The organism is Streptomyces sp. NPDC050423 (genome assembly GCF_040655445.1).
Lineage (GTDB): Bacteria > Actinomycetota > Actinomycetes > Streptomycetales > Streptomycetaceae > Streptomyces.
Genome location: NZ_JBFAJY010000062.1, coordinates 1 through 19,303, shown reverse-complemented (window position 1 = coordinate 19,303; position 19,303 = coordinate 1). Strand labels below are relative to the sequence as shown.

At 72.6% G+C, this 19,303-nt stretch carries 16 protein-coding genes and 1 pseudogene; 8 read left to right on the top strand and 9 right to left on the bottom strand.

All coding sequences use genetic code 11. The features are described 5' to 3' along the window. Positions 1 to 2: 2 nt before the first annotated feature. Genes AB0I52_RS30995 through AB0I52_RS30975 form a run of 5 tightly spaced genes read left to right on the top strand, consistent with a single transcriptional unit; the run spans position 3 to position 6,248 of the window. Positions 3 to 605: a hypothetical protein gene (locus AB0I52_RS30995; protein ID WP_363078225.1), complete on the top strand. Its 603-nt coding sequence runs from the start codon at positions 3 to 5 to the stop codon at positions 603 to 605. Next, positions 602 to 1,675, top strand: a complete 1,074-nt coding sequence (locus AB0I52_RS30990; RefSeq protein ID WP_363078223.1) for a right-handed parallel beta-helix repeat-containing protein — start codon at positions 602 to 604, stop codon at positions 1,673 to 1,675. Before AB0I52_RS30995 ends, AB0I52_RS30990 begins: the two co-directional genes overlap by 4 nt. After that, the gene (locus AB0I52_RS30985) at positions 1,672 to 2,823 is read left to right on the top strand and encodes an SGNH/GDSL hydrolase family protein (RefSeq protein WP_363078221.1); all 1,152 of its coding nucleotides are present in this window, start codon (positions 1,672 to 1,674) and stop codon (positions 2,821 to 2,823) included. The genes AB0I52_RS30990 and AB0I52_RS30985 overlap by 4 nt, the downstream gene beginning before the upstream one ends. After that, positions 2,780 to 5,269 carry a polysaccharide lyase 8 family protein gene (locus tag AB0I52_RS30980; RefSeq protein ID WP_363078220.1) on the top strand — a complete coding sequence of 830 codons (2,490 nt, stop codon included), beginning with the start codon at positions 2,780 to 2,782 and terminating at the stop codon, positions 5,267 to 5,269. Before AB0I52_RS30985 ends, AB0I52_RS30980 begins: the two co-directional genes overlap by 44 nt. A gap of 4 nt (positions 5,270 to 5,273) precedes the next feature. Next, a complete protein-coding gene (locus AB0I52_RS30975; protein ID WP_363078218.1) occupies positions 5,274 to 6,248 on the top strand; it encodes an acetylxylan esterase in 975 nt (324 codons plus the stop codon). Between the two features lie 9 nt (positions 6,249 to 6,257). On the opposite strand, the gene AB0I52_RS30970 is transcribed toward AB0I52_RS30975, so the two are convergent. The 7 genes from AB0I52_RS30970 to AB0I52_RS30940 all read right to left on the bottom strand — a co-directional run bounded on the left by AB0I52_RS30970 (position 6,258) and on the right by AB0I52_RS30940 (position 14,681). After that, the gene (locus AB0I52_RS30970; protein WP_363078216.1) at positions 6,258 to 7,802 is read right to left on the bottom strand and encodes an NAD(P)/FAD-dependent oxidoreductase; all 1,545 of its coding nucleotides are present in this window, start codon (positions 7,800 to 7,802) and stop codon (positions 6,258 to 6,260) included. Between the two features lie 57 nt (positions 7,803 to 7,859). Further along, positions 7,860 to 10,127 carry a tetratricopeptide repeat protein gene (locus tag AB0I52_RS30965; RefSeq protein ID WP_363078214.1) on the bottom strand — a complete coding sequence of 756 codons (2,268 nt, stop codon included), beginning with the start codon at positions 10,125 to 10,127 and terminating at the stop codon, positions 7,860 to 7,862. Between the two features lie 26 nt (positions 10,128 to 10,153). Next, complete coding sequence (locus AB0I52_RS30960) at positions 10,154 to 11,044, bottom strand: oxygenase MpaB family protein (protein WP_363078212.1); 891 nt, start codon at positions 11,042 to 11,044, stop codon at positions 10,154 to 10,156. Between the two features lie 83 nt (positions 11,045 to 11,127). After that, entirely contained in the window at positions 11,128 to 11,748 is a 621-nt protein-coding gene (locus AB0I52_RS30955; protein WP_363078210.1) for a GPP34 family phosphoprotein, read from the bottom strand. Positions 11,749 to 11,932: 184 nt separating this feature from the next. After that, entirely contained in the window at positions 11,933 to 13,111 is a 1,179-nt protein-coding gene (locus AB0I52_RS30950; RefSeq protein ID WP_363078208.1) for an acyl-CoA dehydrogenase family protein, read from the bottom strand. 114 nt (positions 13,112 to 13,225) lie between these two features. Continuing rightward, entirely contained in the window at positions 13,226 to 14,383 is a 1,158-nt protein-coding gene (locus AB0I52_RS30945; RefSeq protein ID WP_363078206.1) for a methyltransferase, read from the bottom strand. 103 nt (positions 14,384 to 14,486) lie between these two features. Then, positions 14,487 to 14,681 (bottom strand): hypothetical protein, encoded by a 195-nt coding sequence (locus AB0I52_RS30940; RefSeq protein WP_362959416.1) that lies wholly within the window; start codon positions 14,679 to 14,681, stop codon positions 14,487 to 14,489. A 249-nt stretch (positions 14,682 to 14,930) separates the two neighbouring features. Between AB0I52_RS30940 and AB0I52_RS30935 the strand changes: the two genes are divergently transcribed. Then, positions 14,931 to 15,755: an endonuclease gene (locus AB0I52_RS30935; RefSeq protein ID WP_363078204.1), complete on the top strand. Its 825-nt coding sequence runs from the start codon at positions 14,931 to 14,933 to the stop codon at positions 15,753 to 15,755. Positions 15,756 to 15,803: 48 nt separating this feature from the next. Here AB0I52_RS30935 and glsA read toward each other — a convergent pair whose 3' ends face one another. Continuing rightward, positions 15,804 to 17,138 (bottom strand): glutaminase A, encoded by a 1,335-nt coding sequence (glsA, locus tag AB0I52_RS30930; protein ID WP_363078202.1) that lies wholly within the window; start codon positions 17,136 to 17,138, stop codon positions 15,804 to 15,806. Between the two features lie 10 nt (positions 17,139 to 17,148). Beyond that, positions 17,149 to 17,487: pseudogene (locus AB0I52_RS30925) on the bottom strand (hypothetical protein); the annotation flags it as partial. A gap of 229 nt (positions 17,488 to 17,716) precedes the next feature. Between AB0I52_RS30925 and AB0I52_RS30920 the strand changes: the two are divergent. Then, entirely contained in the window at positions 17,717 to 18,832 is a 1,116-nt protein-coding gene (locus AB0I52_RS30920) for a chemotaxis protein (protein WP_363078200.1), read from the top strand. A 57-nt stretch (positions 18,833 to 18,889) separates the two neighbouring features. Continuing rightward, positions 18,890 to 19,213 (top strand): plasmid stabilization protein, encoded by a 324-nt coding sequence (locus AB0I52_RS30915; RefSeq protein WP_363078198.1) that lies wholly within the window; start codon positions 18,890 to 18,892, stop codon positions 19,211 to 19,213. The last annotated feature ends 90 nt before the right edge of the window (positions 19,214 to 19,303 follow it).

Below are 19,303 nucleotides of genomic sequence, written 5' to 3'. Positions count from 1 at the left end.
TCGTGCAGGCAACCCTCTCGTCCAACTGGCCGACGCTGCTGCGGCGGCTGGAGTTCGTGGCCTACCCGGCCGCCGCCGGGGCCGCGTTCGTCGTGCTGTCGCTGGGTGTGGTGACCTGGCTGCCCGCGCTCGCCGCGATGGCGCACGGGCTCCAGCGGTGGCGGGCCGAGGGCGACAGCGGTTGCTTCGCCAACACCTTCGCGTCCTTCCCGCGGTACTGGCGCTCCCTGTGGCGGCACGGCCTCGCCTCCACGGCGGCCGCGGCCGTCCTGACCGCCAACATCGTCTATCTGCTGGGCCGTTCCGAGCCCTGGACGTATCTGCTGCTCGCCGCCCAGGCGGGCATCGCGGCCGCCCTGGTCATCCACCATGTGGCGCTCGCGGCCGAGGCCGGCCGGACGCCCGGCGGCACCGTCCGGGGCTGGACGCGCGGCGCGCTGGCGCTCGGCTTCGGCTCGGCCGCCCGGGGCACCGCCCTGCTCGGTGCGGTGGTCTCCGCCGTACTCCTCTCCCTCGTCGTACCGCTGGGGCCACTGCTTCTCGGCCCCAGCATTCCCGTACTGCTCGCTCTGTCCTTCGCTGATCCCAGGAGGCACACCCCATGAGCCATGCACTGCGTACCACCCTCGTCGCCGCGCTCGCCGTCGGCGCCCCGCTCGTCTTCCCGCCGCCTTCGGTGGCCGCCGCCACCGCGTACTACGTGTCACCGTCCGGCAGCGACACCGGCTCCGGTACGTCGGCGGGGTCCCCGTTCGCCACGATCCAGAAGGCGGTCGATCTGGCACCGACGGGCGCGGTGGTGAACCTCGCCGCCGGTACGTACAAGCAGGATGTGGTGACCAAGCGCGCCGGGGTCACCGTCACGGGCCCGTCGAACGCCGTGGTGAAGGGCGCCGGTGACGCCCGGATCATTCAGGTGCGGCACGACTCGACCACGCTGAGCGGCTTCACGGTGGACGGTCTGCACGGGTCGTCCGCCGAGGTGTCCGGGTACCGCCTCAAGCTCATATATGTCATGAGCACGACTCCAGGTAACGGGGTGGGCGATCTGCACATCACCGATATGACCCTCAAGAACGCTGCGGACGAATGTCTGCGGGTGCGCTACCTGGTGACCGGCGCCGGCATCTCCGGCAACACCATCACCAACTGCGGCGTCGCGGACTTCAAGTTCGGCGGCGGCGGCAAGAACGGCGAGGGCATCTACCTCGGCACGGCCCCGGAGCAGCAGGGCGCGAACGGCGCTCCGGACGCGGCCCCCGACATCAGCCGCAACAACCGCATCCACCACAACACGATCGCCACCCAGGGCAACGAGTGCGTCGACGTGAAGGAGAACTCGACCGACAACTACGTCGAGTACAACGACTGCAGCGGCCAGCAGGACGCGAGCTCGGGCGGGCTCGACGCCCGGGGCAGCGGCAACATCTTCCGCTACAACACCATTCACGACAACGTCGGCGCGGGCATCCGGCTCGGCGGTGACACCGCCACCGACGGCACCGCCACCAGCGTCTACGGCAATACGATCACCGGGAACGCGGGCGGCGGCATCAAGTTCATGCGCACCCCGCAGGGCCCCGTCTGCACCAACACGATGAGCGGGAACACCGGCGGCGACGCGGTGGGCACCTACGGCAGCGAGTACGCCCCGACCGGCGCGTGCCCGCGGTGAGCGGGCGGGGACCCGCGAGACGCGGGGTACTGACGGCGGCGGCCGGGCTGGCCGCCGTCGCGGTGGCGGCGCCCGGCGCCCGAGCCGCCGACGGACCGGCCGGCGGTACGCGCCGCTCGCGCTGGACGACCTCCTGGGCGACCGCGCAGACCGCGCCGACCGACACCGACCCGGTGGCGAGCGCCGGGCTGACCGACGCGACGTTCACCGCGAACGTCCGGCTGTCGGCCGGCGGGCAGCTCCGGCTGCGCTACGGGCACGCCTTCGGAACGGCGCCCGTGCTGATCGGCCCGGTGACCGCGGGCGGCAGGCCCGTGACGTTCGGCGGGCAGCGGCAGGCGTGGCTCGCCGCGGGCGCCTCGCTGACCAGTGACGCGGTCGCCGGCCCGCGGGCCGCCGAGGCGTCCCTGCTGACGGTGCGGACCGGACTGCCGGGCCCCACCGGGCCGTTGTCCTTCCACCGCAACACCCACGCCTCGCACGACGTCGACGGGGAGCGCACCACGTCGGTGTACCTGCTGACGGGCGTCGACGTGACGGGCGCGCACGGGCCGGTGGTCGCGGTGCTCGGCGACTCCATCGCGGAGGGCGTCGGGACACCCGACGACTCCGGTCTGCGCTGGCCCGACCAGCTGGCCCGGCGGCTGCCGGGTTCGGCGGTCGCCGATCTCGGGATCAGCGGCAACCGGGTGCTGCTGGACGACGCCCGGTTCGGTCCCGGCGGACAGGCCCGCTTCGACCGCGACGTGCTGTCGCTCCCCGGGCTGCGGACCGTCCTGGTCCACCTCGGCGTCAACGACCTCCAGCAGCCGCCGAGCCAGACGGACCCCGCGCTCGTCCTGGCCGGCTACCGGCAGCTGGTGCTGCGCGCCCGTGACGCGGGACTGCGGGCCGTCGGCGCGACCATCGCCCCGTTCGGAGGCTGGACGCGCTGGTCGCCCGAGCTGGAGACGGTGCGGCTGCGGATCAACGCGGCGGTGCGGACCGGCCGGGTCTTCGACGCCGTGGCCGACTTCGACGCGGCCCTGCGCGACCCGGACCACCCGGAGCGGCTGCGGCCCGCGTACGACAGCGGCGACGGGCTCCACCCCAACCCTTCCGGCCATGCGGCGCTCGCCGCGGCCGTCGACCGCCGACACCTTCTGTGAGGGCAGCGCCATGAACCCAGGCACCACCCGGGGCACCAACGGCACGACCACCCGCCGCACCGTCCTCGCGGGTGCGGCGGCGCTCGGCGCGGCCGCCGCCCTGCCGCTCGTCCTCCCGGCCGGCACCGCGCGGGCCGCCGCCGGGGACCCCGCCGTCGACGACGCCGCGTCCCTGCGCACCCGGTGGCACACCCTGCTCACCGGCGGTCCCGGTCTCGACCTCACGGACCCGCAGATCGCCGCGGCCGTGGCCAGGGCCGGCAGGGCCGCGACGACCTCCGCCAAGGGCATGGACCCGTCACGCACCGACGGACTGTTCCCGGACCTGACCAGCACCACGCTCTCCAACCACGTCACGACGTCGTTCAAGCGGCTCGCCACGGTCGCGACCGCGTGGGCCGTACCCGGCACCCCGCAGTACGGCGACACCGCGCTGCGCGATCTGCTGCTGGCCGGCATCGACTGGATGCTGGCCAACCGCTACGGCCCCGACCACACCCGGTTCGACAACGACTGGGACTGGGAGATCGGCTCCGCGCTCGCACTCAACGACGCGACGGTGCTGCTCCACGACGCGCTCGGCGCCGAGCGGCTCGCCCGGATCACCGCGGCCGTCCGGCACTACACGCCCGACCCGAACCTGTGGCGGGCCGACCGGCAGATCGCGACCGGCGCCAACCGGGTGTGGATCTCCACCGTCGTCGCCGTGAACGCCGTGCTCCGCGACAACGGGGACGATCTGGCCCGTGTCCGCGACGCTCTTTCGGACGTCGAGGGTTCGGGCGCCAACAGCGTCCTCGCCCACAACGACGCGAGCGCGGCGGCCGAGGGGACCGGCGAGGGCTTCTACTCCGACGGCTCGTTCCTCCAGCACTACAAGCACCCGTACAACGGCGGCTACGGCAAGGAGCTGCTCAACAACCTCTCGCGGCTGCTGAACCTTCTCGCCGGTACGGCGTGGACGGTCACCGATCCCGACCTGGACAACGTCCGCGGCTGGGTCGACGAGGGCTTCGACCCGCTGCTGGCACGCGGCGACGTCATGGCGTCGGTGTGCGGGCGCGAGATCGCCCGCCCGAGCAAGCAGGGCCACGTCTCGGCGCAGACGGTCATCGAGGCGGTGATCCGGCTGATCCCGGGCTTCCCCGGCGAGACCGCCGACCGGTTCACCGCGCTGGTCAAGCAGTGGATCGCCGAGGACACCTACCGGGACTTCCTCGCCGTCACCGACCTCGCCTCGCTCGTCGCCGCCCGGCAGGTCATCGCCTCGCCGGTGCCGGCGCGCGGTCCGCTGGTCGTCCACAAGCAGCACCCCAGGATGGACAAGGCGGCCCACCACCGGCCCACGTTCGCGCTCGGCATCTCCGCGTACTCGTCCCGGATCTACAACTACGAGTCGATCCAGAACGAGAACCTGCACGCCTGGCACCTCTCCGACGGCATGGTGCTCCTCTACACCGACGACCTCGGCCACTACAGCGAGGACTACTGGCCGACGGTCGACCCGGCGCGGCTGCCCGGCACCACGGTCATCGCCGGCCGGCCCGACGACGCCGCGGGGCAGCGCTCCACCAGCACCGCCGACTGGGCGGGCGGCGCCGCGCTGCCGGGGACGACGCTCGGCGCCTACGGCATGGAGCTGCGGGCGTTCGGCAGTTCGCTGCACGGTCTGAAGAGCTGGTTCTGCCTGGACGACGTCATCGCCTGTGTCGGCTCGGGCATCACCGCCGACGCCGGTACGGCCGAGACGGTCGTGGAGAACCGGAAGCTGCGGGACCCGCGGGCGGCGCTGCTCGTCAACGGCGAGGCCGCCCCGGCGGACACCGGCTGGTCGGCGCGGCTGGACGACGTGCGGTGGCTCCATGTCGCCGGAACCGGCGGCTACGTCTTCCCCGAACCCGTCACGCTGCGCGGTCTGCGCGAGGACCGGACCGCGAGCTGGCGCGAGATCAACCTCAAGTACGGCACGGACACCTCCGTCACCCGCCCCTATCTGACGCTGTGGCAGGACCACGGGACCGCACCGAGCGGGGCGGGCTACTTCTGGCTGCAGGCCCCGGCGGCATCCGCCGAGCGCACGAAGCAGTGGTCGTCCGCGCCCCCGGTCGAACCGGTCGCGGACTCCACCGCCGTGCACGCGGTACGCCGCTGCGCGGACGGACTGCTCGCCGCGAACTTCTGGACCGCGGGAACCGCGCAGGAACTCACCGCGGACGGTCCGGCCTCGGTCCTGGTGCGGCCCGAGGGAAAGACGGTGACCGTGTCGCTCTCGGACCCGACCCAGCTGCGGTCCTCCGTCGTGCTGGGCCTGGCGCTGCGGGGGCTGACCCTCGTCCGGGCCGACCCGGGTGTGAGCGCCGCGCCGGCCGGCAGCGGCATCCGGATCACCGCCGACACCGCCGGACTCCACGGCGCAACCCTCAACCTCACCCTGAAGAGGAGCTAGACCCTTGCTGTTCGACATGCCACTGGACCGGCTGCGCGAGTACCGGCCGGAGCCGGAGGAGCCGGCCGACTTCGACGCCTTCTGGGAGAAGACCCTCGCCGAGACGTCCCGCCACGGCCTGGACGCCGAGTTCGTCCCCTACGACGCCGGATTCGCCACCGTCGACGTCTTCGACGTGACGTTCCGCGGCTGGGGCGGACAGCCGGTGAAGGCGTGGCTGATGCTGCCCAGGGTCCGCTCGGGTCCGCTGCCCGCCGTCGTGCAGTACATCGGCTACAACGGCGGCCGGGGCATCCCGTACTCCTGGCTCACCTGGAGCGCCCTGGGCTACGCGCACCTGATCATGGACAACCGCGGTCAGGGCGGCGGCGGCAAGAACACCGCCGACACGGTGGACATCGGCCCGGACGGAAACGGCTCCTCCTCCCCCGGCTTCCTGACCCGGGGCATCGAGGACCCGTACCGGCACTACTACCGCCGGCTGATCACGGACGCGGTGCGGGCCGTCGACGCCGTGAAGGCGCACGACGCGGTGGACGCCTCACGGGTGGCGGTGCTCGGCGGCAGCCAGGGCGGCGGCCTCGCGCTCGCCGTGGCGGGGCTGCGCGACGACGTCGTGGCGACCGTCGCCGATGTGCCGTTCCTCTGCCACTACCGGCGTGCCTCGCAGATCACGGACGCGGGGCCGTACGCGGAGATCGCCCGCTGGCTGTCCGGGCACCGGTTCCGGATCGACGAGGCGATGGAGACCCTCTCCTACTTCGACGGGGTGAACTTCGCGGCGCGGGCCACCGCTCCGGCCTGGTTCTCGGTGGGGCTGATGGACAAGATCTGCCCCTCGTCCACGGTGTTCGCCGCCTACCACCGCTATGCGGGTCCGGCGCGGATCGAGGTGTTCACGTACAACGGCCACGAGGGCGGCGCGGAGTACGACCTGCCGCGCAAGATCGGAGCCCTGCGCGGCGCGTTCGGGCAGTAGCGGCACCGGTCACCGGCCCAGCGCCGCCATCGCGGCGTTGTGGCCGGGGACCCCGCTGACGCCACCGCCGCGCACCGCGCCGGCCCCGCACAGCAGGATGTTGGGGTGCGCGGTCTCCACGCCCCAGCGGCCGGTCGTCGCGGTGGCGTACGGGAAGGCGAGGTCCCGGTGGAAGATGTGGCCGCCGGGCAGCCGCAGGTCGTGCTCCAGGTCGAGCGGTGTCTTCGCCTCGATGCAGGGCTCGCCGTTCCCGTCCAGGGCCAGGCAGTCCGCGACCGGCTCCTCCAGGTGGGTGTCGAGCTCGGCGAGCGTGGCCTTGAGCAGGGCCGTGCGCGTCGCCGCGTTGTCCGCGGCGAAGAGCCGGGCCGGGGCGTGCAGGCCGAACAGCGTGAGGGTCTGGTAGCCGCGGGCGGCGAGATCGGCGCCGAGGATCGAGGGGTCCGTCAGCGAGTGGCAGTAGATCTCGGACGGCGGGGCGGCGGGCAGCCGGCCCGCCGCCGCGTCCCGGTAGGCGTCGGCCAGTTGCCCGTAGCCCTCGGCGATGTGGAAGGTACCGGCGAACGCCTCTCGCGGATCCACGGAGCGGTCGCGCAGCCGGGGCAGCCGGGTGAGCAGCATGTTCACCTTCAGCTGGGCCCCCTCGGCGGGTGCCGGCGGCTCGTCCCCGAGGAGCGCGGCGAGTGCCTGGGGCGAGGCGTTGACCAGGACGCGGCGCGCGCCGATGGTCCGCTCGACGCCGTCCGCCCGTACCGTCACCTCGGCATGTGTCCCGTCGGTGTCGACGCGGATCGCCTCGTGCCCGGTGCGGATGTGCGCACCGGCCGCACGCGCGGCCCCGGCGAGGGCGTCGGTGAGCGCGCCCATGCCGCCGACCGGCACGTCCCAGTCGCCGGTGCCGCCGCCGATGACGTGGTAGAGGAAACAGCGGTTCTGGAGCAGCGAGGGATCGTGCGCGTCGGCGAAGGTGCCGATCAGGGCGTCGGTGAGCACGACGCCGCGTACGAGGTCGTCGTCGAAGCTCTCCTCGACTGCGACGCCGATGGGCTCCTCGAAGAGCATCCGCCAGGCGTCCGCGTCACCGATCCGCTCGCGCAGCGCCTCGCGGCTGGGCAGGGGTTCGGTGAGGGTGGGGAAGACCCGCTCGGCGACCTGCCCGGTGCGGCGGTAGAAGCGCTGCCAGGCCTCGTACTCCCGGTCCGAGCCGGTGAGCGCGGCGAAGGAGCCGCGGGTGCCGTCGCCGCCGACGAGCAGCCCGGTGGCGCGGCCGTCGCGGACGGCCGGGGTGTACGAGGAGACGGTCCGTTTGCGTACGGCGAAGTCGAGGCCGAGCTCCCGGACGATCTTGTGCGGCAGCAGGGACACCAGGTACGAGTAGCGCGACAGCCGGGCGTCGACGCCCGCGAACGGTCGGGTCGAGACGGCCGCTCCCCCGGTGGCGCCCAGGCGTTCCAGGACCAGGACGGACTGCCCGGCTCGGGCGAGGTAGGCGGCGGCGACGAGTCCGTTGTGGCCGCCGCCCACGATGACTGCGTCATAGCTGTCGGGTACGGGCATGGCTCTTGGTAACACGGACGGCGGCCCCTGGCCAGAGCCCGTGCCGGGGTGCGCCGGTCAGGACGGCGCGATGCCCCGTTGCTGTCGCAGCGCCGCGACCTGCCGGTACAGCTCGACCGCTTCCGTCCCCCGGCCGAGCTGTTCGAGACAGTGCGCCTCGTCGTTGCGGCTCGCGAGTGCGTCGGGGTGGTCGGCGCCGAGCAGCCGGGTCCGCACCTCGGCGACCTGGCGGTAGACGGAGAGCGCCTCGGTCCAGCGGCCGAGCCAGCCGAGGCCGACGGCGACCTCGCGGCAGCTGACGAGGGTGTCGGCGTGGTCGGGACCCAGGACGCGTTCGCGGGTCGCGCACACCTCGCGCGATTCGGTCAGCGCCTCCTCCCAGCGGGCCAGCCGGCCCAGGTTGACGCCCAGTCCATGGCGGGCGCGGAGGGTCTCGGGGTCGGCGGGGCCGCTGACCCGGGTCCGGTCGTCGACGAGCACCCGGTACAGTTCCAGCGCCTCGGTGCTGCGGCCCAGCCGGCCGAGACTGATGCCGACCTCGTAGCGGGCAGCGAGGGTGTCGGGGTGGTCGGCGCCCAGCACGTGCGACCGGACCTGGACGATCTCCCGGTAGGTCTGCAGAGCCTCCGTCCACCGGCCGAGCCGGCCGAGCGTGTAGCCGACCTCGTAGCGGGTGACCAGGGTGTCGGGGTGGGTGGCGCCGAGCAGCCGTGCGCGGGCGGCCGCCACGTCACGGGCCATGCGGTACGAGTCCTCCAGGCGCCCGAGCCGGCTGAGGTTGAACGCCAGGTTGTGGCGGCAGCGCAGGGTGTCGGGGTGATCGGGTCCCATCGAGCGTTCCCGGGAGGCGAGGACGGCGGCGTAGACCTGGTGGGCCTCGAAGTGGCGGCCGAGCTGGCCCAGTACGTACGCCACCTCCTGGCGGGCAGCGAGGGTCTCCGCGTGGTCGGGGCCCAGGGTCCGCTCGCGGCCCTCGGCGACCCGGCCGAACTCCCGCAGCGCGTCCGCAGCGCGCCCGGTGCGGCTGAGGGTGAACCCCACCTCGTAGCGGCTGGAGAGCGTGTCGGGGTGGTCGGGACCCAGCGCGTGCTCGCGTTCGGCGGCGACCGCCCGGTGCACCTCACCCGCCTCGTCCCAGTGGCCGAGGCGGCTCAGGTTGAGGCCGGCGCTGTGGCGGCTGGCGAGTATCGCGAGGAGTTCCGGCGAGGGCGTGGGCCGCTCGGTCCTGGCCGGCGGGGCGGATCCGGTGGGGACGCGCGGGTCGGTGCCCGTGGTCCAGGCGCCGGTCAGGCCCGCCGAGTGGTCGGGCGGCGGAAGCCCCGGCGTCGCGACGCCCGTCGCCTTGATTCCGCTCGTCATCCCGCGGGTCCAGTCGGGCAGCCGCGGCGCGGGGCCGGCGTGTCCGCCGGGGCGCTCGACCGGGACGGGCGGCGCGAGCAGCACCCGGCCGGTCGGCTCCGGGTGCGGCTGCGCGCCGGTGCGGCCGACGGCGATGCGGCGGCGCAGGTCACCCGCGTCGGCGGGGCGCTGCTCCGGGGTCTTGGCGAGCAGCTCCAGGACGACGCGGTCGAAGAATCCCGGGAGTTCGGCCCGGTGGGAGCGGAGTGGCTCCGGCTGGGTGTCACGGTGTCCGACGAGGACGCCCCAGGCGTCGCCGAGGTCGAACGGCGGCGCTCCGGTGGCGATCTCGTACAGCACACAGCCCAGCGAGTAGAGGTCGCTGCGGTGGTCGATCTGGCCGCCGCTGATCTGCTCGGGCGACATGTAGTGAGGGGTGCCCATGGCGATGCCGACGCCGGTGAGGCGTGAGGTGACGCTGATGTCGTGGCCGAGCCTGGCGATGCCGAAGTCGCAGATCTTCACCGTCCCGTCGGCCAGCCTCATGATGTTGGCGGGCTTGAGGTCGCGGTGGACGATGCCCTGCTGATGGGTGTAGCCGAGGGCGTCGGCGACCTGTTCGGCGATGTCGACGACGTCGTCGACGGGCAGCGGATGCTGCTCGTTGTCCTCCAGGAGCTGGCTGAGATTGCGACCGTCCAGCAGTTCCATCACCAGGTAGAGCACGCCCTCGTGCTCGCCGAAGTCGTGGACGACGGTGACGCCGCGGTGCTGGAGCGCTGCCGCGACCCGGGCCTCCCGGCGGAAGCGTTCGCGCAGGATGCGAGTGAAGTCCTGGTCGTGCTGAGGACCCATCGGCTTCAGGCATTTGACGGCGACCTGACGGCCGAGTGATTCGTCGCGGGCGCGCCACACCTCGCCCATGCCGCCGCGCCCGATCAGATCGAGCAGCCGGTACCGGCTCTGGATCAGCCTGGTTTCCGCCATCCCTGCTGTCGCCCCCGTCATTCCGCCTACTGTTGCTGCGCCCTCCCCGGCCCGTCCAGTATGGCTGCCTGCCTCTTCAGTTTGTACGGGGTGGGGCGGCTGCCGGGACCAAGACGCGCCATCGCCTTCAGAATATGACCCGGCGGGAGCTGCCAGCGCAGCCTCGACGGGATACCCCGCAGGAGGGTTCCGGCGGTGCGCAGACGGCGGTCGACGGTGGCCGCCGGCGGTGCGGGTCTGCCGTACAGCTCGTGGGCGTACGGGGGCAGCGACTGGTAGGCGAGCGTCGCGACGCGCTGCCACAGCAAGGCGCGGGCAGGCACCAGCAGGGGGTGCACCGGTGGCCGGCGCAGGAAGTCGTCGACGTCCAGCGCATCGGGTGAGGAGGACAGTTGGGGACGCACCCGCTCGAAGTAGGCGGCCAGCTGTGCGGTGGTGGCGGGGACGTCGGCCGGGTCGAGGCCGACGAGCCGGGCGCCGCGGCGGTGTTCGTCGATGTACCGGTCGGCCTGCGCGTCGGTGAGCGGGTAGCCGGAGCGCCGTTCGACCTGGAGGTAGGAGTCGGCCTCGGCGCAGTGGACCCAGAGCAGCAGCGCGGGGTCGTCGACGCCGTACGTCTCGCCGGTGCGAGGGTCGGTGACCTTGAGGAGCCGGTGGATCCTGCGGACCCGGGCGCCCGCCTTCTCGGCGGCCTCGGTGGTGCCGTAGGTGATGGTTCCGACGAAGCCGGCCGTGCGCATCAGCCGGCCCCAGGCGTCCTGGCGGAAGTCGGAGTTCTGCATGACACCGCGCACCGCGCGCGGGTGCAGCGCCTGGAGGTACAGGGCGCGCACCCCCGCCACCCACATCATCGGGTCGCCGTGTATCTGCCAGGTGACCGATTCGGGCCCGAAGAGCCCGGGGTCGGCTTCCGTCATGTCGTCGTACCTCCCGCTCGGGGGTGTGTCCCGGCCGGCTCGCGCGGTGGCCTACGCGCGGTCGGACCCCACCCGCACCCGGCTCACGGTCCGCGCCAGAGATTGGCGAAGGCCGCGTTCTCGATGGACCGCCGCTGGCGTACGGCCTCCAGCTCCATGACCGCGTCGTTGACGATGGCCACCACGGTCGTCACCGCTTCGTCGTCGAGGCCGGGCTCGTCGTCGGACCGTTCGCCCTCGGCCTGGCCGTCGTCGATGCCCACGACCGAGGCGAGGGCGGCCAGGACGGCTTCCTTCTCCTCCCAGCGGTCGGCTGCCCGGCGGCGCGCGGGTGTATCGGCCGTTTCCATGCGTTCCGAGCCGAAGGACAGCCGGCCGCCCGGCTTCCGCGTCAGCTCACCGTCCTCCTCCAGGGCGCTCTGGTACGCGGCCGAGAGGTCCCGGCCCCGGCGCCACAGCCAGTCCTCGATCCGCTCGTACGGCGCCTGCCGAGTGAGCCCTGCCGCGGCCTCGCCCACGAGCCGGTCATCCGGCGTCGCCGGTTCGCCCGGCACGATGCGGTCGCCGTCCACGGCGACCGCCCCCGCACCGATGAGATCGATCAGCTCGGCTCCCGCGAGCGCCAGCGAGAGATCGCCCTGTCCCACGGAATGCTTCGATCCCGGGTCCATGGCGATGATGAACAAGTCTTTCGCCGTGGTCATGAACGGCTCCCCTCGGAGACATCGACAAAGGTGCGCCCCGCCGGCCCGGCGGCGGAACGACTGTCACGACCAGTATCGCCCCCGCCCGCGCGGGCGAACCCCTTTCGCGAGGCGGCGGGAGTGTCTGCCGGCAACGTCGGTACAGCGGGTCCTCGCCGTACCGGATCCGGGAGCCGGAACGTGCTCAGCGCCGTACGCGCGGCATTCCGAGGCCGATCCACGAGATGATCTCCCGCTGGATCTCGTTGTTCCCGCCGCCGAACGTGAAGATGACGGCGGACCGGTATCCGCGTTCGAGTTCGCCGTGCAGTACGGCGCCGGCCGAGCCTTCCTTGAGCGGTCCGGCCGAGCCGACGACCTCCATCAGCCAGGCGTAGGCGTCGCGGCGCGCCTCGGAGCCGTAGACCTTGACGGCGGAGGCGTCCTGCGGGGTGAGGGTGTTGTGCTGGACGGCGGACACCATCTGCCAGTTGAGGAGTTTCATGGCGTCGAGCCGGGTGTGGGTGCGGGCGAGTCGGGCGCGGACCCAGCCGAGGTCGATGACGCGGCGGCCGTCGGCGAGCCTGGTGTCGGCGGCCCAGCGGCGGACGTTGTGCAGGGCGCGGATGGCCATGGTGCCGTGGGCGGCGAGGGTGACGCGTTCGTGGTTGAGCTGGTTGGTGATGAGCCGCCAGCCCTTGTTCTCCTCGCCGACCCGGCGGGAGACGGGGACGCGGATGTCCTCGTAGTAGCTCGCGGTGGTGTCGTGCGAGGCGAGGGTGTTGATCAGGGTGCAGGAGTAGCCGGGGTCGGAGGTCGGGACCAGGAGCATGGTGATGCCCTTGTGCGGCGGGGCGTCCGGGTCGGTGCGGGCGGCGAGCCAGACCCAGTCGGCGGTGTCGCCGTTGGTCGTCCAGATCTTCTGTCCGTTGACGACGTAGGTGTCGCCGTCGCGCACCGCCCGGGTCTTCAGGGCGGCGAGGTCGGTGCCCGCGTCGGGCTCGCTGTAGCCGATCGCGAAGTCGATCTCCCCTGCGAGGACCTTGGGCAGGAAGTAGGCCTTCTGTTCGTCGGTGCCGAACTGCATGATCGTCGGGCCGACGGTGTTGAGGGCCATCAGCGGCAGCGGTACGCCGGCCTGCGCGGCCTCGTCGAAGAAGATGAACTGCTCCATCGGCGACAGGCCGCGTCCGCCGTACTCCGTGGGCCAGCCGACGCCGAGCCAGCCGTCGGTGCCCAGGCGCCGGACGGTCTCCCGGTAGAAGCGCTTCTGCGCCGCGGGGTCGGCGTAGCGCGCATAGGCGTTGTCGGGGACCAGGGCGGCGAAGTAGGTACGCAGTTCGACGCGCAGCTGCTGCTGCTCAGGCGTGTATTCGAGGTGCACGGCCCCTCCAGGAGTCTCGCGGTCGCGTCGCCCGTGTGCGGCGGCGCACACAGTAGAACGTGTTGCAAGAATCCGGAAGGGGCACGGACCGGCGCGGAGCGCCGGTGGCCGGGGTCAGCGTTTGACGGCGCGCAGCACCACGAACTTGGGGTCGCCCGCCACCGTGGCGCAGTTGCCGAACGTCCGGCGCAGCTGGGTGTGGTAGCCGAGATGCCGGTTGCCCACGACCCACAGCTCGCCGCCCTGGCGCAGTGCGGCACGCGCGGCGTGGAACATGTTCCGGGCGGTCGCGTCGGTGGTGGCCTGGTGCGAGTGGAACGGCGGATTGTTGAGGACCAGGTCGACGCTTGCCGGCGCGGTGCCGGCCATTCCGTCGCCGACCACGAAGCGGGCCTCGCCGCCGGCGTCGGCATTGGCGCGGAAGGTCGCCTCGGCGGAAGCGACCGCCTGGTACGACTCGTCGATGAAGGTGACCTCCGCCTCGGGGTTGGCGAGTGCGGCGGAGAGCCCGAGAACCCCGTTCCCGCAGCCGAGGTCGACGACCTGCTCGGGGCCGCTGCGTACCGGCAGGTGCTTCAGGAAGAAGCGGGTGCCGACGTCGAGCCGTTCCGCGCAGAAGATCCCGGCGTGGTTGGTGACGGCCCGCCCCGCGACGGCCCCGACGTCGTCGGGCAGCTCGTAGCGGTGGGGCCAGGGGCTGGGGGTGCGGACCGGGGCCGGGTCCGGCGTGCAGTGGATGAGCCGGGCCTTCTTGACCGCGAGCGAGGTGCGGGTCGGACCGATGATCCGCTCGAACAGCTTGAGGGTGGAGGTGTGGATCTCCTTCACCATCCCGGTGCCGATGACGACGGTGCCGGGGTGGACTGCGGGCGCGAGCCGGTACAGCTGGTCCTCCAGGAGCGCGAGGCTCTTGGGTACCCGTACGAGCAGGACGTCGACCCGTTCCGGCGGGGTGTCGCGCACGGAGAGCAGGCGTACGGCGTCCGCGCCGGCCCCGTTGCGTTGCAGGTTCGCCGCCGTCGCCCGCTGCGAGAGGTAGGAGTCGGTGATCTGTACGGGGCGGTGGCCGGCCAGCACCGTGCTCAGTGCGCCCCAGCGGTCGCCGACCACGACGACACTGCCGGACAGGTCGACCGGTTTCGCTCCGTCGATCCCCTCCAGGTGCCGCAGCAGGTATTCGTCGGCCGCGTCCCAGGCACGGAACGGGTCGCGGGGGTCCTCGGGGAATCGGGCGAGGTCGTAACCGGCCCCTGACGTCGTCAAACGGTTCATTGTGCGTTCAGGCTAACCGAGCAGCGGGAGACACCCGAACACTTCCGGCCGCGGCGACGGCGAGGAGCGGCCGCGCTCCCCTTCGTGCGGCGCCCGACGGCGGCTACGGCAGTCGCTTGTCGATGGCCGCCCGGCCCTCCCTGGCAAGCGTGCGCCGCGCCCACTCAAGGGTCTGCGGCGTCAGGTCCCGCCCGGAGGCGAGCACCAGGTCCTCGGGCGACGGATCGTCGCTCGCGCCGGTGTGCAAGAGGCTGTCCGGGGTCACTCCCCGCGATGCGGATACGGATTCTTCGCTCATGCCGCCTCCTCGTCCTTGTGGCCATTCTCGCCCCGCGCCGACGGGGTCGCATCCGATACCCGGCAGGCATCGCCTGCGGCCCCCGACCGACCCTCACTTGACCTGCACATGATAGGTACGCAGCGTTCACACCTGGGTCACGGTGCGTGTGGAAGGCTCCCGCTGACCACTTGTCACACGACCACCGCGGAGCCGCCCCCACCCTGTGCCGGCGCCGCGGTGCCCGTTTTTCCGGAGAGGACACCCCACATGTCCCGTCGTCACCTTCCCTACCGGCGCCCGTTGCTGGCCACTCTCGCCGCCTTCGCGGTGCTCACCGGCACCGCGGCCGCCGCACCGGCCGACACCCCGCAGGCCCCGGTGGCCGCCGCCACCACGCTCGGCGCGCTGGACGACACGTACTACCAGGACGCGCTCGGCAAGACCGGCACCACGCTCAAGGGCGCCCTGCACACGATCATCAGCGACCAGTCCACACTGACCTACAGCCAGGTCTGGGGCGCGCTCAAGGACACGGACGAGGACCCGGCGAACTCCTCGAACGTGATCCTTCTCTACTCCGGCCGCTCGGAGCCCAAGAGCGACAACGGCGGCGGCGCCGACCAGTGGAACCGGGAGCACGTCTGGGCCAAGTCCCACGGCAACTTCGGTACGGCCACCGGACCGGGCACCGACATCCACCACCTGCGCCCGGCGGACGTCTCGGTGAACTCCGTCCGCGGCAACAAGGACTTCGACAACGGCGGCAGCGAGGTCAGCGGGGCGCCCGGCAACTACACCGACAGCGACTCCTTCGAACCGCGCGACGCCGTCAAGGGCGACGTCGCCCGCATGATCCTCTACATGGCGGTGCGGTACGAGGGCGACGACTCCTTCGCCGATCTCGAACCCAACGACCAGGTGTCGAACGGCTCCGCCCCGAACATCGGCCGGCTCTCCGTGCTGAAGGCCTGGAGCCAGGAGGACCCGCCGGACACCTTCGAGAAGCGGCGCAACGACGTCATATTCGACCAGTACCAGCACAACCGGAATCCGTTCGTCGACCACCCCGAATGGGTGGACGCCATCTGGTAGACGGACCGCGCACGGGCCGGTGCGACCGTCCGGCCCGTGCGGCGTGCCTCAGCCGGCCCGCCCCGTCGCGCACCAGTCCACGGCTTCGTCGCAGGAGGCGAAGTTCCGGGGAGCGCCGGCGGCGGCGCTGTGCTCCGTGAGGCGGCCCGCCGGATCGGCCACGGCGGCGCGCCGGCCGCCGCTCGTGAGCCGGGCCAGCCCTCTGTTCAGCATCGCCCGGGCCGCCCTGTCGATGTCCGTGACCCGGCCCAGGTCCAGCACCACGGCGATCGTCTCCCGCGCGCCCGCCTCGTCCAGGGCGTACAGCACCCGCTCGGCCGCGGTGAAGTCCAGCGCGCCCTGGGCGGCGACCACCGCCACCCGTTCACGGCGGGCGCGTTCCCGCTCCCCCGTCGGCGCGGAGGGCAGATCGTCGGCCGTGGTGACCAGGGTGACGGTGGAGCCCGCCAGGGCCGGGTTGTGCATGAGGTGCAGCCCGAACCGTTCCGACAGCGCGCCGAGCGCGAGGCGCCCCCGCACCGAGGTCCCGGCCGGGTCGAGGAGCGGGCTGTACGTCGCCAGCCCGAACCGGGCGGGTCCCGCGGCGATCAGGCCACCGGACACCCCGCTCTTGGCCGGCAGCCCCACCCGGAGCAGCCAGTCGCCCGAGGCGTCGTACATCCCACAGGTCGCCATCACGGCGAGTACGTGGGCGGCAACGGGTTCCGGCACCACCGCGTCCCCGGTGACCGGGTTGACCCCGCCGTTGGCCAGGGTCGCCGCCATCGCGGCGAGGTCCAGCGCCGTGACCCGTACCGAGCACTGGCGGAAGTACGTCTCCACGGCCGCCACCGGGTCCACGGGCAGCGGCCCCGCGCTGCGGATCAGATACGCCAGGGCGCGGTTGCGGTCGCCGGTGAGCGCCTCGGAGGCGTACACCTGCTCGTCGACGTCGAGCCGCCGGCCGGCGAAGCGGCTCAGGAAGTCGAGGATCCGGTCGAATCTCGGGGCGTCCCGGGTGTCGGGGACCAGGGCGGTGGTGACGATGGCGCCGGCGTTGACCATGGCGTTGGCGGGACGCCCGGTGCCGGGTTCCAGGCTGATGGCGTTGAACGCCTCGCCGCTGGGCTCGGCGCCGACCCAGCGGCCCACCTCGTCGAGCCCGAGTACGGACAGGGACAGGGCGTAGACGAACGGTTTGGACACGGACTGGACGGTGAACGGCACCTCGGCGTCACCGGTGCTGTAGCGGTGACCGTCCATGCTGATCAGGGCCAGCCCGAACGCGTCGGGATCGGCCAGGGCCAGCTGCGGGATGTAGTCCGCGAGCCGGCCGTCGCGCCGGCCGGCGAACCGGGTGTGCAGCTCGCGCAGGGCGTCCGTGACCGCGTCGGCGGCGTTCAACGACCGGCCGTCAGCCGCGCTCGGCCTGGGCGATCCGCGGGAACGTGTTGACACCCGCGGCCTCGCGGCTGTTGGCGTGCCGGCTGACCGTGCGGCCGGGCGGGGCGTCGGTGAAGCCGAGGAACACGGAGTCCAGGACCTTCCCGGAGGAGTCGGCGAACTCCACCTCGACCGCGTAGAAGGCCGCCTTGCCGGTGGGGTTGGTCACCCGCACGAGGCCACTGCGGAACTGCTCGGAGGGCCCGACCGCGAGGCCGTTGACGGAGACGTCCTCGATCGCGTCGCCCTTCCCCTTCACACCCTTGAGCGTGGTGACGGCCTTCTGCCGGTTGCGCTCGGCCTCGGCGGAGCACGGGGCTGGGCTGGTTCACGGACGCTCCGTCTGCTCGGTCGTACGAAGGAAGTACGCAGGGAGGGGATACGGCAGGAAAGGGAAGCGAAGGGAAAGGGGCAGGCAGGGCAGGTGCCTCCTGGAGCCGGGAGCACCAACTCGCCCATATTAGGATCAAAAGGTATGAATTGACTCGTCGAATCACCCGCTTCGCGGGGCAGTACGCCAAGTCCCCGGGAGGGAACAGATGGACACGGATGCCCTGACCGCCGGCCTCTTGCAGGAGCTCCGGGCGGCCAAGCCCTATCCCGCCCTGTCCCTGACCACGCCGACCCACCGCCGCGCACCCGACAACGCGCAGGACGCCGTCCGGCTGCGCAATCTCGTCGCCGCGGCGGGCAACCGGCTCGATGCCGACCCCCGGGTCGACCGCGAGACCCGGACCGCCCTCAAGCAGCAGCTCGACCGGGCGGTCGCCGAGATCGATCCGCGCCGGGCCCTGGACTCCCTGGTCGTCCTCGCGACGGCGGACGAGTACCAGATCTGGCAGCTCCCCCGCACCGCACCCGAACGAGTGGTGCTCAGCGACACCTACCTCACCCGCAACCTGGTCGCCGCGAAGGCCCAGGCCCGGCCGTTCTGGGCGCTCACCGTCTCCGCCGACCACGCGTCGCTGTTCAGCGGCACGGCGGACACCGCGCACGAGGAGCACATCGGCGGCTTCCCGCTGACGGCTCCGCACGAGGCGCCCAACCCGCAGCGCGAGGAACGGATCGGCGACACGCCGAGCACCTTCAGCGACGAGGAGACCCGTCACTTCCTGCGCACGGTCGACGAGAAGCTGCGCGCGGTCCTGGCCACGGATCCGCGCCCGCTGTACCTGGTCGGCCTCGCCCCCGCGCTGGCGCTGCTGGACGAGGTCGGCGAGAGCACGGACGCGGCCGTCGGACGGGTCACCAAGGGGGCGCCCGCCGACACGACGCCCGGCGATCTGCTCACCGAGCTGCGGCCCGCGCTGGAGGCCCGCCAGAAGCGGTTCGCCGCCGAGATCGACGGCAAGCTGGACGAAGCGCGCGGCCGTCACGCCTTCGCCGGGGGGCTCGACGAGGTGTGGGCCGCCGTGCGGGAGGCGCGCGCCGGTCTGGTGGCTGTGGAGGAGCACTACCAGCAGACGGTCCGGGTCGCCGATGAGCACCTTGAGCCGGTGAGCGGGGACGCCGCGGACCCGGCGGACGAGAAGGTCCGCGAGGACATCGTCGACGAGCTGGTCGAGGCGGCGCTGGACAGCGGCGCCGACGTGGTGTTCGTAGCGGACGACTCGCTCAAGGAGCACGGGCGGATCGCGGCGGCACTGCGCTACTGATACGGACCGCACCCGGAGTCCGGGGCGGACAGGGCCCCGGTGAGAGGAGAGCACACCATGCCACGCGGATCGAGTCCCAAGCGGGAACGGCAGTACGAGCACATCAAGGAGTCCGCCCAGGAGCGCGGGGTCGGTGAGGACCGGGCCGAGGAGATCGCGGCCCGGACCGTCAACAAGGAGCGCGCCCGTTCCGGCGAGGCGAGGACCGCGAGCCGTACGTCGACCGAGGACATCTCGTCCTCCCGGCGCGGCGGTCTGCGGTCGCACAGCGGCGCGCAGGGCCCCACCCGCGACCAGCTCTACGAAGAGGCGCGGCACAAGAACGTCAAGGGGCGTTCATCGATGACGAAGGCCCAGCTGGCCCGAGCCGTCGGCCGCTGACCGATGCACACGGCGGGGCCCGGACGGCGGTACGGCGCCGACGAACGGTGCGCCGGCCACGAATCCCTCCAGTTACAAGGGCTGCCACTG

What these genes read in the sequence shown, in the direction of transcription:
- AB0I52_RS30955 (WP_363078210.1), bottom strand. Translation starts at nt 11,748, where the DNA reads ATGACCACGGCGAAAGACTTGTTCATCATCGCCATGGACCCGGGATCG.
- AB0I52_RS30940 (WP_362959416.1), bottom strand. Translation starts at nt 14,681, where the DNA reads ATGAGCGAAGAATCCGTATCCGCATCGCGGGGAGTGACCCCGGACAGC.
- AB0I52_RS30935 (WP_363078204.1), top strand. Translation starts at nt 14,931, where the DNA reads ATGTCCCGTCGTCACCTTCCCTACCGGCGCCCGTTGCTGGCCACTCTC.
- AB0I52_RS30920 (WP_363078200.1), top strand. Translation starts at nt 17,717, where the DNA reads ATGGACACGGATGCCCTGACCGCCGGCCTCTTGCAGGAGCTCCGGGCG.
- AB0I52_RS30980 (WP_363078220.1), top strand. Translation starts at nt 2,780, where the DNA reads ATGCGGCGCTCGCCGCGGCCGTCGACCGCCGACACCTTCTGTGAGGGC.
- AB0I52_RS30965 (WP_363078214.1), bottom strand. Translation starts at nt 10,127, where the DNA reads ATGGCGGAAACCAGGCTGATCCAGAGCCGGTACCGGCTGCTCGATCTG.
- AB0I52_RS30945 (WP_363078206.1), bottom strand. Translation starts at nt 14,383, where the DNA reads ATGAACCGTTTGACGACGTCAGGGGCCGGTTACGACCTCGCCCGATTC.
- AB0I52_RS30915 (WP_363078198.1), top strand. Translation starts at nt 18,890, where the DNA reads ATGCCACGCGGATCGAGTCCCAAGCGGGAACGGCAGTACGAGCACATC.
- AB0I52_RS30960 (WP_363078212.1), bottom strand. Translation starts at nt 11,044, where the DNA reads ATGACGGAAGCCGACCCCGGGCTCTTCGGGCCCGAATCGGTCACCTGG.
- AB0I52_RS30970 (WP_363078216.1), bottom strand. Translation starts at nt 7,802, where the DNA reads ATGCCCGTACCCGACAGCTATGACGCAGTCATCGTGGGCGGCGGCCAC.
- AB0I52_RS30990 (WP_363078223.1), top strand. Translation starts at nt 602, where the DNA reads ATGAGCCATGCACTGCGTACCACCCTCGTCGCCGCGCTCGCCGTCGGC.